Source organism: Acetomicrobium thermoterrenum DSM 13490 (assembly GCF_900107215.1).
In the GTDB taxonomy this organism is placed as follows: domain Bacteria; phylum Synergistota; class Synergistia; order Synergistales; family Acetomicrobiaceae; genus Acetomicrobium; species Acetomicrobium thermoterrenum.
In genome coordinates, this window is record NZ_FNPD01000006.1 from 136,358 (window position 1) to 150,787 (window position 14,430).

11 protein-coding genes are annotated in these 14,430 nt (G+C 49.8%); 4 read left to right on the top strand and 7 right to left on the bottom strand.

Translation table 11 applies throughout. The features are described 5' to 3' along the window. Positions 1-246: 246 nt before the first annotated feature. Genes BLU12_RS06295 through BLU12_RS06320 form a run of 6 tightly spaced genes read right to left on the bottom strand, consistent with a single transcriptional unit; the run spans position 247 to position 6,929 of the window. Positions 247-1,170 (bottom strand): ABC transporter ATP-binding protein, encoded by a 924-nt coding sequence (locus tag BLU12_RS06295; protein WP_091461421.1) that lies wholly within the window; start codon positions 1,168-1,170, stop codon positions 247-249. Further along, positions 1,167-1,937: an ABC transporter ATP-binding protein gene (locus BLU12_RS06300; protein ID WP_091461423.1), complete on the bottom strand. Its 771-nt coding sequence runs from the start codon at positions 1,935-1,937 to the stop codon at positions 1,167-1,169. The genes BLU12_RS06295 and BLU12_RS06300 overlap by 4 nt, the downstream gene beginning before the upstream one ends. Next, positions 1,934-3,115, bottom strand: a complete 1,182-nt coding sequence (locus BLU12_RS06305; protein WP_091461425.1) for an ABC transporter permease — start codon at positions 3,113-3,115, stop codon at positions 1,934-1,936. Before BLU12_RS06305 ends, BLU12_RS06300 begins: the two co-directional genes overlap by 4 nt. Then, positions 3,112-4,071: an ABC transporter permease gene (locus BLU12_RS06310; RefSeq protein ID WP_091461450.1), complete on the bottom strand. Its 960-nt coding sequence runs from the start codon at positions 4,069-4,071 to the stop codon at positions 3,112-3,114. The genes BLU12_RS06305 and BLU12_RS06310 overlap by 4 nt, the downstream gene beginning before the upstream one ends. Positions 4,072-4,088: 17 nt before the next feature. Then, the gene (locus BLU12_RS06315; RefSeq protein ID WP_091461426.1) at positions 4,089-5,756 is read right to left on the bottom strand and encodes an ABC transporter substrate-binding protein; all 1,668 of its coding nucleotides are present in this window, start codon (positions 5,754-5,756) and stop codon (positions 4,089-4,091) included. A 21-nt stretch (positions 5,757-5,777) separates the two neighbouring features. Continuing rightward, positions 5,778-6,929, bottom strand: coding sequence for an oxidoreductase (locus BLU12_RS06320; RefSeq protein ID WP_234945514.1), 1,152 nt, complete (start codon positions 6,927-6,929; stop codon positions 5,778-5,780). A gap of 141 nt (positions 6,930-7,070) precedes the next feature. On the opposite strand from BLU12_RS06320, the gene BLU12_RS06325 reads away from it, so the two are divergent. The 4 genes from BLU12_RS06325 (at position 7,071) to BLU12_RS06340 (ending at position 13,941) form a co-directional block, all read left to right on the top strand. After that, entirely contained in the window at positions 7,071-11,615 is a 4,545-nt protein-coding gene (locus tag BLU12_RS06325; protein ID WP_091461430.1) for an acyl-CoA dehydratase activase-related protein, read from the top strand. A gap of 150 nt (positions 11,616-11,765) precedes the next feature. Continuing rightward, a complete protein-coding gene (locus tag BLU12_RS06330; protein WP_091461431.1) occupies positions 11,766-12,275 on the top strand; it encodes a transcription repressor NadR in 510 nt (169 codons plus the stop codon). Positions 12,276-12,301: 26 nt separating this feature from the next. After that, entirely contained in the window at positions 12,302-12,490 is a 189-nt protein-coding gene (locus BLU12_RS06335; RefSeq protein WP_040348709.1) for a hypothetical protein, read from the top strand. After that, positions 12,487-13,941, top strand: coding sequence for a sodium:solute symporter family protein (locus BLU12_RS06340; protein WP_091461433.1), 1,455 nt, complete (start codon positions 12,487-12,489; stop codon positions 13,939-13,941). The genes BLU12_RS06335 and BLU12_RS06340 overlap by 4 nt, the downstream gene beginning before the upstream one ends. On the opposite strand, the gene BLU12_RS06345 is transcribed toward BLU12_RS06340, so the two are convergent. After that, positions 13,938-14,430: pyrroline-5-carboxylate reductase family protein (locus tag BLU12_RS06345; RefSeq protein ID WP_327020379.1), on the bottom strand; the 493-nt coding region annotated here is incomplete at its 5' end. The two genes, BLU12_RS06340 and BLU12_RS06345, sit on opposite strands and share 4 nt — an antisense overlap.

A 14,430-nucleotide genomic window follows, 5' to 3' on the forward strand; every position in this document is an offset into this window, starting at 1 on the left:
CCGACAGTCCGGCACATCTTGAGCCATATTTCCCTGGTTCATCTGGTTTTGCTTTTCGGTTGGCTCGATGTGTTGCGGCACGGTCTTGACCAAGACTTGATCATGCTCCGACGGAAAAACTGTCAGCGGCGAAAGAAGGCGAATCATGAAGCTCATGGCGACATTGGACCTGTGGTACGGTTGTGTATCCCGACACCCATTAGTAAATGACTTTCAGGCGGGCAGACAAGTCAGGGCAGTAAAGGTTTAAAAGTACAAGAAGCAGGCCACGCTTCTGTCGTCTCCGATTTTCTTTAGGGGAGGAAGAGCGTGGCATCTGTCCGATGCGTAGGGACATAGGGAGAAATAGGGGCAGCCTTTCCAGTGAGGAGGAAGGGGCCTTCTTTTCGTCTTTATCTCGATTGGCTTTCCAAGCCTTGGAAGAGCCGCGGAAAGCGCCATGGTATAAGGGTGGAGAGGATCTTTCAGGAGGGGGCCGGTATGGCCTGTTTCGCACATGTGACCACTATAAAGGACAATCCCCCTTTCGGCGATGACCTTGGCCAGTAAGAGGTCGTGGGTTACGAAGATCAGGGACATGCCTCTTCGGTGGTGTCCTCTTATTAGATTGACCAGATCCATGCGCGTTGATGCATCCTGCATGGAAGTGGGTTCGTCAGCGAAAAGCAGCTTCGGATCCGTTACGAGGGCACGGGCCAACATTATCCTCTGGCGCTGGCCACCCGAGAAACCCTGGATCAATTTTCTGTTCCATAGGGTTTCTCCTATGCCCAAAGATGACAAAAGCTCCTTTGCCCTCTCCAGTCCTGTCTTTTTGACGTTTAATCGGGTAATTACAAGCGGCTCCATTGCAGCTTGAAGGGCAGTAAGGGTCGGCGGCAGACCTCCGAAGGGATCCTGGGGTATGTAGCCGCAAGCTTTCCTTATCTCCCGAAGCTCTTCGTCGCCGACTTCATCCAAATATTTGCCGAAGAGGTGCACCCTTCCGCGGGTGGGTTCAATAAGGCCCAGAAGGATTCGTAACATCGAAGTCTTGCCGCTCCCCGATTCTCCTATAAAGGCGATGCTTCCGCCTCTTTGTATGGAAAATGAGACGCCGGAAAGGGCATAATTTTTTTCTTTGCCGAAGGCGAGGGTCACATTTTCCGCCGAAACTATCTCTTCTTTCAATGTTCTTCCTCCATTGTGCGCAGGGATCTGATCAGAGAGATCGTGTGGGGGTGCTTTGGATCGTTAATAATTCTATCCCTTTCGGCGGTCTCCACGATTCGGCTTCTGTGCATAACTGATATTTTATCGGCAATAGAGGCGGCCAGGGCCAAATCATGGGTTACCATCAACATGCCCATATTGCGTGCCTTCACTATTCTTTTGAGGAGATCGATTATTTCAGCTTGCGTTATGACGTCCAGGGCGGTGGTCGGTTCGTCCGCCAGCAAATAATCGGGGCTGCAACATAGAGCCATCGCAATAGCGCAGCGCTGTTTTTGGCCCCCCGACATCTCGTGAGGAAATCTACGGAGAAACTTTCGATCCAAGCCCACTTCCTCCAGAAGTTCGCCCGCCCTGGCCGCTGCGTCTGTCTCCTTCATATTCAGATGTTCTTGCATTGCCTCGACGAACTGTCTTTCCATCGCCAAGACAGGAGTGAAGGAGTTCATCGAACCTTGAAGCACCAAAGATACCTTCTTCCATCTGAATTGCCTTTTCCTGTCGTGGGGAAGGCTCAAGAAGTTTATGCCGTCTAAAAAGACTTCACCCGATGTCTTGGATCCTCTGGGCAAAAGGGCAAGGGATGCGTAAAGGAGGCTGCTTTTGCCGCTGCCCGATTCTCCTACCAATGCCACTATCTCACCTGGTGAAAGCATTAGATTGGCGTCTGTAACGGCTTCGACGCCGTTGGGGTAGGTAACGCTTAAATGGCTAATCTCCATCATTTCCTCAAACTCTCCTTCAATCGCGGATCTGTTCTCTCCTCGAGTTGCCTTCCTATGCCGATAAAGGTAAGGCATATCGCGGCTATTCCCAGGCCAGGTGGAAATATAAGCCACCAAGCGCCTCCTGTGAAGGCGCCAAATACGTGAGCTTCGTGTAACATCCGCCCCCACGAGGGCATTAAAGGATCGGAAAGGCCCAGAAAAGAGAGCCCCGCTTCGGCCAGTATCGCTCCAGGCACGCCGAGCGCCATTTGGGCAAGCAGAAGAGGCAGCGCTTCCGGCACGAGATGTCGGGCCAAGATGTATCCCGTTGGCGCTCCCAGGGCTCGAAGGTTTTCAATGTAAGGAGCTTCTCTGATCGATAGTGTCATAGCTCTGACGACCCGTGCCGTTCCCATCCAGGAAAAAATGGACAACACCAGTACTATCTGCCAGAGCCCTCTTCCCCATATCCCTGAAATAACCATCAATATCGGCAGAGTCGGTATGGCAAGCAAGACGTCGATCATCCTCATTATCGCCGAATCGACGAAACCGCCCAAATAACCTGCCAGCAAGCCCAACCCCATTCCTAGCGTAGAGGCCAGCAAAGTGGCGGATATTCCCACCAAGAGGGAAATTTTGATGCCCTCCACGAAGAGGCGTAAGACATCTCTTCCCCTTTGATCAGTCCCAAAGATACCCCATCTTCCGACGTGGATGTCCAGGTTCAGATCGATGGTCGCATCCTCGTCGGATTTAACGATTAATTCGTATATGCCCCTTTCGGAGAAGGCGATCTCCGAAAGGTCTGAGAAGGGATCCATGCCCAACTCTAATTTCAGGGGCACATCCCTGGAATCGATGTCGATATCGAACCTTTTGGCTCCCGAGAGATCCGCCAATTTGTAAGCTCCGCTTGGCGTTACGAGTAAAATAAAGGCTCTTTCGGGAGGTCTGTCGAAGGATACGGTGCCTTTTAGAGAGAATGTCGCAGGAGGATTGCCGTCCCATTTGAAGGAGAAGATCTGGTCCTTCACACTGTAAGATCGGGGAGCCGGCGATTTAAGGTCTAGCCAGAGTGGCTTGGAAAAGGGCGGAGCTACCGTTTCGTTTGCAGGTCCCATGAAAAGCGGGGCCAAAAATGCCAAAATGAGGAAGATGATCAGGATGAGAATGCCGTAACGTCGCAAGATCATCGCCTTACCTTTCTGAAGCTTATTCTCGGATCCACCAAGGCATAGGCTACGTCAGCCAGCAGGTTACATATGACGGTTATTAAGGCAAGAAGGTAAAAGGCGGCCCCGGCTGCCGGATAATCGTGTCCCGAGACGGCCTCGAGCAAAAATTTTCCAACGCCGTGGAGGGAAAAGACCGTCTCCGTGATCACCGCTCCCGATATAACCCCCGGCAGGGACAGGAAAAAAATGGTTATAATTGGAGGGAGGGCAGTCCTGAAAGCATGTCCCCAAAGGATTTGGCCTTCTCTCAGCCCCTTCGCCCTAGCCAGCAAGACGAAGTCCTCTCCTAAGGTCTTTACCATAAGGTTTCTGACGTAAAGCGCCCACGAACCAAAGCCGATCAGCACCAGAGAAAGGACCGGTAAGGCCATATGCCATACTTTGTCTCCAAGGAGGTTCCAGAAACCGACGGGTGGAGGGATGGAGGCGCTGCCCCTCAGGGGAAAGAGGGGAAGGACATGGGCGAAGAGCAGTAAGAGGACCAGTTGTACGAAGAAGGATGGAAAGGAAAACGATACTGCTCCCGACATCAATACGATCTTTTCGCTGAATTTCCCCCTCCCTTTTGCAGCCATCACCCCCAGAAAGGTACCCAATACGGCAGAGAGGAAAAGGGAAGGCAAAAGCAGCGCCAACGTATTGGGCAGCCTCTCGGCCAATTCCTGCCAAACAGGTTTTTGAGATAAAAAGGAAAGTCCGAATTTGAAGGAGAGCATTTGTTTGACGTACAAAAGAAATTGTTGGAATAGAGGTTTGTCCAGGCCGTAGGATTTCAACAGCTCCTCCTTTGCTTCGGGAGAAAAACGTGGGTCAAGTAAGGTGCTCGTAGGGTCACCGGGCATCAGCCTGAAAAGAAAAAAATTAAGAGATAGAACAATGACTATGACCAAAAGGCTTGTGAAGATCCTGCGCATCCAGTAATTACCGCTTTTCAACGAACAGCTCTCCTCCAGTAATTATTGTTTTTAAGAAGTTTTACATACTCTCCGGGTTTATAACTTGCAAATTGGAAGGGCCCTGTGCCGATCAACTTATCCGGAGAAAGAGACCTCCAATCCTCTGTGTTACAAAGCACGTGGGCGGGCAGTATGGGCAATCCCCCGATTTGATGTAAATACCAAAAGCTTCTTTGTGAAAATGTTATGACGACGAGGTCTCCCTGTATCTTTATGTCTTCTATGTCTTTGACATTATCGTAGTACCTGGGGATGGAGTGTCTGCGCATGAAGGCTATGGTAGCTTTTACGTCTTCGGCGGTAAAGGGTTTGCCGTCATGCCATTTAATATCTTCCCTGACGACAAAGAAAAGGCGCGTCCTTTCTCTGCCATCGTCGGTGGTCTCTATCCTCCAGCTTTTTGCAAGCCATGGAATGTCTTCCAGTGTGAAGGGATCGGTGCCCAGTAGTGATTCGTATATCAATGAAAGCACTTGCCAATCGTAGGCACTGCCCGCAGACAGAGGGTTCAGATTGCGAGGCTCTTCGGGCAGGGACCAATAGAAGTTTTTTCTGCCCTTTCTGTGTTTCAGGGATAAAAATGAGTAGACGTTATCGGGAGTCGTGTATTTAGAGGTTACGGCGTTTTCCCAATCGTTTCGCAGTGCCGTGACGTAGTATCTGGAGTATATCGGCACCTGAGGGACGTACTCATAAAGGAGCTTTTGCGCTTCCCTGGCAGCTGCGCGCGCCTCATTTTCATCCTTTGCGTATTTAAGAGCTTCCAGCGCCTCATCCAAATCAGGTAACTTTATACCGCTTATGTTATAGCCACCCTCTATATCCATTGAGGAGTGATAGAATGCGTACAGGCTGTCAGGGTCTCGAGACAGCCCCCAGGCAATGACATAGGCATCGAAATCCCTTCTATCGAGGCGGGAAACCATCATGGAAAAATCCATAGGCTCCGTCTCGATGGGGATACCGAGGCCTCTCATCGATTCGCAGATCCTCTCCGCTATCTCCGCTGTAGTGGGTGCCACCTGGGCCGTGGGTGTCATGAGCTTCATCCTGGGAATGGGTTTGGTCTGTCCCGGATATATCAAGACCCCCTTTTTGCTCCAGCGCCAGCCGGACTTCTCAAGCCTCTCCCTTGCCTTTTCGAGATTTGACTCCCCTACAGGTGATTCTGCCTGGTAGGGAGAAGCAGGAGGCAAAAAGGAAAAAAGAGGCAGGGCATAACCTCCAAAAACATCTCTCACAATTTGCTTTCTATCCAGGACCTCCCATATCGATCGTCTCAGCTCCACCCTGTCCCATGGGGGCTTTCTTAAATTAAGCCCCAAAAAGAAGGCATGAAATCCCTCGGCCAGGTAGAGGTCTATCTTTTCGTTATCGCTAAGTCTTCTTATATCCGAAATACGAGCGATATCCCCCAGCATATCTACCTTGCCGCCTTCCAGCGCCAAAAGCTGGGCGTCGTTGTCCTTTATGATGACGCAATAAAGATCTTCGATGGTTAGCAGGTCAGTTGGCAGATCGTATTCGTCGAAGGGCGCTGCCGCTCCTATATGGGGTGCAAAGGCAAAGAGAAGGGCCGTAAAGGCGACAAGGGCAACAAGGGCAAAGACTTTAGAATTATAAAGGGCTTTGCTGTCTCTCACGGACGTATCCTTTGGATTAGCCTAACACTCCGGCGGCGGTGCCCAGATGCCCTCAGCAGCGTCGCGCATTACTGGACAATAAACGATACCGACCTTGGCGGTCCTGGAGCAGGCGTTGCAAGAAATGCATTCGGCTGGCTCTCCGTCTCCCGAGGCCCATCGATTCACCAAATCCGGTTCCGCTATGAGGGGCCTCGACAAGGAGAAGGCCTCTGCCGTACCTCTATCAAAAAGATTGACCATACTTTCCTGGGATCTCAATCCGCCGACCAATATTACCTGGGTGGCCTTGCCCACCCGCTCCCTTATAGCGCTGGCTTCTTCTGCAAAATAGCCCTCGTTTTTACCGGCTATTATGCCCGTACGGGATGGCGAAAGGTTTTTGTCTCCGTAGAAGGTTCCGCCCGAAACTTCAATGGCGTCGACTTTTACCCTGGCCAGTTCCTGGGCAAGCCTTATCCCCTCAAGGCTGGAGTAACCCTCGTTAGCTCCCTCTGTGACCGATATCTTGACCCAGAGAGGAAAATCTTCTCCGGTGCGATATCTGATTTCCTCAAGGATCTCGAAAACTATTCGCGCTCTTTTTAGGATATCCTCTCCTCCGTATCCGTCCTTCCTTTTGTTGAAGATGGGGGAAAGAAATTGAGTCAGAAGAAATCCGTGAGCGAGGTGAAGCTGTACCCCATCGGCATTAGAAACCTTCGCTCTTTGGGCTGCCTTTGCGAAATCCGTTATGAGCGAATGAATCTCGGATATGGTCATCCCTTTGCAGGGACGGCCCGTCATTGGGTTTTTGACATCCGAGGGAGCAAGCGCAACCCCGTCTTCTGCTGTAATGCTAAAGGCACCGGCATGTGAGATCTGAACTATCATGGGGCATCCTGTCCCATGAGCTTCGCTGACGAGATTGGCGAGTCCGGAGATGTTATCGTCGGAAGATATGGACAGCTGGCGGGGAGAGGCCTTACCGTTGGAGTTAACGTAAGCGTGACCCGTTATAATGAGTCCTACGCCACCTTTGGCCAACTCCTTGTATTTTTCGATTAATTTGGGAGTTGGATTTCCCGTTTTTTCGTCTGCTCCTGCCATGCAAGTGGCCGATCGAATAATTCTATTTTTTACGCCAATCCGTCCTAGCGTGGCAGGTTTCATGATGCTATCGGCAAATGACATAAATGATCCCTCCCTTTGTGTGGTCGCCCTGATATTTAGATTATATGTCATTTCCATGGGGCTTGATGTAGAATATGTAATTGAAAATGACTGAAAATATGGGACTATTATTATATTAGCATAGCAAAAGAGGAGATAAATATGAAACGTTTCTTCGCGGGCATAGATATAGGTTCATCTACTATTCATAGCGTCCTTTTGGATGAATCGGGCAAAATCTTTTACGTCTCTCCGAGCCTGTCCCATTTTGGGGCCCCTTTGAATAAACTTCCCGATGTATGGGCGTACCTGTCGGCAAACTCAAAAGACGGAGAGATTGTCTCCACTGCTTTTACGGGCATTGGTGCTCAATACATTAAAGACGTCTTTCCCGAATTGCTCTTCGACTACGAAAGCGTAACAATTCCAAAAGGGGTATCCCTTTTATGTCCCGATGCGGTTTATGTCTTTCACATCGGCGCAAAGGATTCCTACTTCTTCCGATTGGGCCATCTGGAGAAAGAGGTCAATCTGCTCGAATGGTCCGCTAACAGCAAATGCGGAGGAGGGTCGGGCATACTTATAGAAAAGCAGTTGAGGCGTCTTTATCTCAAAGAAGATGAATTGCTGTTCAATTCTAATGCTGCCGATGAGAAATCCAAACTCATGGAGAGTCTTTACGAGCAAGCCGAGAAGGACCTGGCCCGACATGAGTCCGTGCAAGGTTTTAATGCTCGCTGTGGGGTAGTGATTCAGTCGGATTTGATACACGAACAGAACGAGGGAGCAGATCGTGCATATCTGGTATCGCGCTTGTTTGCTACAGTTGCTCGAAATTACAAAAACGATGTAGTTGGTGCAAGAGATCTCGATACCTCACTTTGTTCCGTTGCCACGGGAGGTGTTTTTGCAAGCGATTATCTTCTAAAGCGCCTTCAGGAACTTTTGGGCGTGGTTTTGAAACGACCCCGGCATTTTAGGGCCGTCGCTGCAATAGGAGCAGCCTATGAGGCGATAGAGAAGGGCAATCGTCACGTTATGGATTTTTCAAAGGTAGGCGAAATTACTTCTTTCGTCAGGGGTAAACGTCCCTCCGCACCTCCTCTATATACATTCTTGGATAAAGTGCACGTATACGATGGAGAGGTAAAGGAAGTAGACGGTGGCGATATCAGGGATGTGGTTATTGGCGTTGACGGCGGTTCTACTACGACCAAGGCAGCTGTGGTGGACGTATCGACGGGAGACCTCCTCGATAAGATATACATAAGTACCCATGGTGACCCCGAGGGAGCCTTGAAGGAAGTTTTCAGATATCTCTCGGGTAAGGCCGAAAACTACAACGTCCGGGGTATATGCACTACCGGTTCGGCCAGAAAGCTTTATGAGCGCATCCTCGTTAGCCAATCGAAGAAAAGGGCCCTTGAATCCGAGGGCTTTATAGTCCTTGACGGTGCCGTAGATGAAATCACCTGCCATGCCGTTGGCATTAAACATCACGATCCGGCCATAGATACAATTTTCGAAATAGGCGGCCAGGACATGAAGTTTACGACCTTTAAGGTAAAGGGTAGTGTGCCCACAGATGAGATTGAGGAAGCTCGCATGAACTATTCCTGTCAGGCAGGAGCGGGTCAGACCCTTGAGAATATGGCACAGCTTTTGGACCTCGACGTTAAATCCAGCCTCCAGGAGGCGGCGCTCAAGGCCGATATAGTTCCTCTGATAGATTCAACTTGCGGCGTCTTTATGGAGATGGAAGAAAACAGGCTCATAGCAGAGGGCTTCTCAAAGGAACAGATTGCAGCGGCGATCATCAGGGCTACGGCTGCAAGCTATTTCAACAAGTTCGTGGGAGGGCCGCAGCATGTAAAAAGCAAATGCTCATGTCAGGGCGGTCCCGCTTTGGGGTTGGCCTTTCTGGCTGCAATGGCCCAGGTCACGGGCAAGGAGGTATATGCATATCCCCATAGAGAGCTTTTTGGCGCTTGGGGAGCAGGTCTATTTTTGCGCAATAGGATATTGCAGCTGCAAACCGAAGGAAAGGAAGTGCGATCTGCCTTCAGGGGGTTCGAAGTGGTTGACATGAAATTCGAGAAACGGGATGTCCTGTGCAGTGACCACTTTGGGCCTTTGTCCTGCGGAATGAGAAACTGTAAGCTGAAGATATTTTCCATAGGAGGAGAAGAGGTTATAACAGGAGGGTTCTGTCCTAGGGGAAACAGCGAGGGGGTGGGTCAAAGCAGAAAGGATTACGTGGAAATCTATCATAAGTTATTGGATGAACACTTCGACGGCATTTTATATGAAGACTTAGATGAGCTCGATGGATTGGATTTGCCCACGATTGGAATACATAGAAGCGGCGTCACCCTAGGCGATTTGGGCATATGGTCGTCGGCTGTCTTTAAAAAGCTGGGATTTCTACCCGTGTTCACACCGAAATCGGATGACGAGATAGCCCAAGTAGGCATAAACATCGCTCCCACGGAGTTTTGCATTGCTATGAAGCTTGTAATAGGGCATGCTGCGTTACTTTATCACGACAGAAGGATTAAGCATATTTTCAACCCCTGTTTCATAGAGGAAACCAGGCCCGAGAAGCCCCATCGCAAGTTTTGCATCTATACCGAAGCTGAGGGCTATCTCCTGCAGGATATATTGGGAATAGAGCCCGAAAGGGAATTTTTAAGCGTGCTCTACCTTGGCGACGACGAAAGATCAGCCAAATATTTACACGAAGAATTTCGCAGGCTCGGCTACGATTTCAGCGTTGAAAGAATTTTGGAGGCCATGTCCTATGCAAAAGAGAAGCTCAAGGCTTTCAAAGAAGCAGTTTATAAACACGGCGACGAATTCTTGGAGGAGCTGGAAAGGTCAGGCGAAGTGGGCTATGTGGGATTGGGAAGGGATTACGTGATTTTGGATCCCCAGGCCTCGTCAAACTCGGGGTCGATGTTCTCGAAGCAGCGGGGCATGAGGTATATTCCCCAAAGTTTTCTCGAGAAACACTACCACGACATTCCCATCGATGAGCTATGCTACAACGAATATTGGTATCAAAATGCCCACATACTTCAGGCTGCTATATATACGGCAAGACATCCCAGGCTTTTCCCGATCAGGCAGATGAACTTCGCCTGCGGTCCCGATTCCATGAAGTTTTATCATGAGAGCGAGATCTTCAGGAGGGCGGAAAAACCCTTTCTTCATCTTGTTACCGATGCCCAGACAAATAATGCCCCCTTCGTCACGAGGGCCGAAGCTCATGAGCGCGTTGTCCAAAGGGCAAAGCCCATGACGGACTTGCCTCTGTCCGACTTTGTACTTTTTCCTCATGACGGGGAAAAGGAAAAGGTGAGCTTAGGTTCCCGCATATGGTTAATACCTTATATGGGTGAGGCTAGTCGTTTTGGAGCTGCCGTCTTGCGACATTACGGCGTCAATGCCATGGCCATGCCCACGGCCACCAGCGCATCCAAGGACGCCGCAAGCAGGTTCATAACGACGGAGACCTGTTTCCCCCTTCGCGGGGTAGTAGGTGACGTGATGGCTTCCATAGAGGAGCTTGCCCGAGAAAGGGGAAAGGAGTGGGTCAGAGACAACATCGTTATATTTTTACCGACCACGTCGGGTCCCTGCAGGTTCGGCAAATACGGAGAGGTATTAAAGATATTTTTGAAACAGGAAGGACTTGACTCTGTCCCCATAGTGAGCCCCTCCACGGACAGCAGCTACATAGAGATAGAGGCCCCCGAGCAATTCGGCGGAACATTGGGAAAGGCCAATGCCCTTATAAACGTATTTAGGGCTATTAAAATGGCGGATATGGTGGATGATCTTATCCGCAAGTTCCGCCCCTATAGCGACGACAAAAAGGCCTTCGACGAGCTGTGCAAGCAGAGATTGGATCTGCTGGAACATTTGTTAGTTGAAAATAGCGCTTCTTATGCAACGCTGAAGCGGTGGACGAAGGAGACCATGGCCCTTTTTATGAAAGAAGTCCCAAAGGCCAAACATCATTCCTTGCCCCTCATCCTCTACGTGGGAGAAATTTACACGCGGCAACACGATCCTTACACGGAATACGTGATAAAAAGGCTGGAGGAAGAGGGTTTGGAAGTGGTCAGGGGGAGCATCACGGAGTGGCTCGAATATATCAACTATCTGACGATCAGGGACAACCCCAAATTTCCTTATAAGTTTGCTCAATTTTACATGGAATACGCCGATTGGCGATTCAAGCGGATCTTCGGAGAGACCGCCAAGGAAAGGGAGGTCCTGCCTAAACCCAGAGTCATAATAGAAGACCTCCAAAAAAGCAGGAGATACCACGGAGATATCACCGGTGAATCTCCTTTGGTAATAGGCATCTTTTTGAAGTTTTTGCGAGGGGAATTACCAGGCAACGGGCAGAAGGTCTGCGGGATATTCCATGTGGGTCCCTTTACCTGCATGCAAGAAGGCGTCGCCATGGCCAAGATGGATGCCATGTTGAAGGAAGAGACTAAAGACAACCACGGTTTGATCGTGCCCGTGGTCCATGCCTTTTTCGGAGACTCGGCCAACACCAACCTGGAGGCGGAAATAGCCGCCTTCAGAGAGCAGTGCCGTCTTAAGGCCAGGATGAACGGTTCCGTGGGTTTTAAAAGCAAAAGAACGAGCCCTGCCGTAAAGGGTAATCTCGTGATTCAAGAAAGGTCTTAGCACTGAAATAACGAGCTTTTGTCAGACCTTTGCCCGGCTCGGAGCGATGAGTGGAACTTTCCACGATTTGTTCCGAGCCGGGATTTTTGTTGACTACTTATGCTATTATCTGCTAGTATCAGCTATAGCATATTGCGGGAGGAATAGGTCATGAATCGCGCAGAAAGGCTTGAGAAAATCGAAGAAATTCTGAAAAACGCCTCCTCGCCCGTAAGCGGCTCCTATCTTGCTGATCTTTTTGGGGTCAGCCGTCAGGCCATAGTTCAGGATATAGCGATCTTACGAACCCAAGGCCTGGAGGTCATATCCACTCCCTCCGGATACTATCTCGACAGGATAAAAAAATTACGGAGGATTATAGCCGTTAGGCACAGCAAGGAGGAGATATTCGATGAACTTCTGGCCATCGTCGAAGCCGGAGGGAGAGTGCTCGATGTTATGGTCGATCATCCTCTATATGGCGAGATAAGGGGAAGCATAGGAGTGGCTTCGCGTAACGAGGTAACCCGTTTCGTAAATATGCTCGAAAGTTCAGGCCAGGAACCGCTGCTTTCCCTTGCAAGGGGCTTTCACTTGCATACTGTCGAAGCCGATGACGAGGAGACCATGAAAAGGGTAGAAGAGGCCCTGAAGAAGCTGGGCTTTCTATTTTTGGGTTAATAAAACTTGAGGGAGTGTGATCATCTTTGGTTGAGAAAGAAAGATATTTGATTGTTCTGGCTTTGGGCCTTGCCCTTTGCAACTTGATCGTTCCCTATTGTTTTCTGAGAGAAAGCGGGTCCTTTCTGTTTTGGATATTGACCACCCTCTTCATGATTGTAGCTGGGACCGCCTATACCAGAAATTGGGGCAGAAAAAAGGAGAAGACCTCATGACAGCCTCCCTTTTAATGGCAAGCGTTGGTTTATGGTTCGTCATCGGCTCCTATATATCCTACTCTTCGCGCCAGAGGGGAAAAATCGATTTGGCGGATTACTTTTTGGGCAGTCGAAGGATAAACGGCTTTGTTTCCGCAATGACCTATAGTGCCACTACATACAGCGCCTTTATGATGGTGGGGCTTGTGGGGTTGACATATCGTTATGGCGTAGCAGCCCTTGGGTTTGAGCTTACCTACCTCATGGGTACGGTTATTCTGCTCGTCCTCTTTGCGCCAAGATATTGGATTGCAGGGAGGAAATACGATCTTATAAGCCCGTCGGAGCTGTTGAGTTTCAGATACGAAAATAAAAGCGTAGGTGCGCTGAATTCTTTGTTGTGTATAGTTATGTTGATACCTTACGCCTCTGTGCAGCTAATTGGAGCAGGCTATCTCGTCGAAACTTTATCAGACGGCTCTTTAAGTTATACGACTGGTACCGTCATTGCTGCCATTGTCACCTTTGTTTTTTGTTGGTGGGCAGGTCTCCGTTCGGTGGCCCGCACCGACGCTCTCCAGGCGGTTATCATGTTCGTAGCCAGCCTCATGCTTGTAGGTTATCTGGCCTTGAAGTTGGGTGGTGGCGGTTTTCACAGGGTCCTCGTCGCCGAAAGAAGTGATTTGCTTCGCCTTAACTGGTCGCCCTCCTTTTTTGTGGGATTGACATTACCCTGGGCTTTTTTTGCAATCACTAACCCACAGGTGGTACAACGCCTTTTCATTCCAAAGGATTGCATCAGCATAAGAAGGATGATAGTGGGTTTTTCCTATTTCGGTTTCTTTTACACTGTGATTTGTTGCATATTGGGGTTGATGGCCGCGTTGATGGTGCCGGGCCTTGATCTTCCCGATAATGCGATGCCTATGTTGTTGAAAGAAGTTCCGCCGGCCATTTCGGTAGTGGTATTTGTGAGCATATTGGCTGCGGCGGTATCGACGATGAATTCCATCGTCCTTACCTTGGGCAACATGTTCGGAAGGGATTTGCTCAAGGCCTGTAACCCGGGCCTTTCTGAAGAAAAAGAGCTGGCCATTTCCAAAATCATCATAGTGTGCTTAATAGCGGCTTGCCTTTTATTTTCTCAGCTTAAGCTCGACTTGATCGTTGTACTGTCCTCGCTTGCTTCGGGGGGGTTGCTCGTGCAATTGCCCTCGATCATTGGAGCCTTTTTTTGGAAAAAGTCCAGCGCCAAGGGAGCGTTGGCCAGTATATTGGTTGGCGGGATTACTGTAGGCTTTTTGACGGTCGCCAACTTAAAACCCTTGGGACAGTGGCCTGCCATTTGGGGGCTGCTGGTATCCTCTGTCGCATTCGTCCTTATTAGCAAAAAGACCCAACCCCCAAAGGGGGCAGAGTCTTTTTTAAGGGAACTTAAGGAAGATTTAACGGCCAAGTTTGGCTTTTAATTCTCTTTTCCCAACTGCCTTTCCGCTTCGTCGCAAGCGTCTCGGGCAAGGCGCTGTGCTTTAAGAGAAGCATCGCGTATGGCCTTCATGAAGGCAGTCCTCACCTTGCCGTCCTCAAGTGCATAAATGGCATCTATGGTGACGCCCCCGGGCGTCACCACCATATCTCTTAACTCGGCAGGGTGTTTCCCGGAGCTCAAGAGAAGGTGAGAAGCTCCTATGACGGACCATGCCGCAGCTCTTAGGGCGAGATCTCTTGGCAATCCCACTTGAAGTGCCCCGTATATCATGGCTTCTACTACTGTGTAAAGATAGGCCGGGCTTGAGCCTGCCATAGCCGTCAAAACGTCGAGGTGCTGCTCGTCCACTTCTTCGTATTCACCCATGTCCTCGAAGATTTTTGTGATGACGTTCTTGTCTGAGTCGGTTACGTTTTTCCCACAAGAATATACAGTATATCCTTCCTTTACCTGAACGGCAATATTGGTC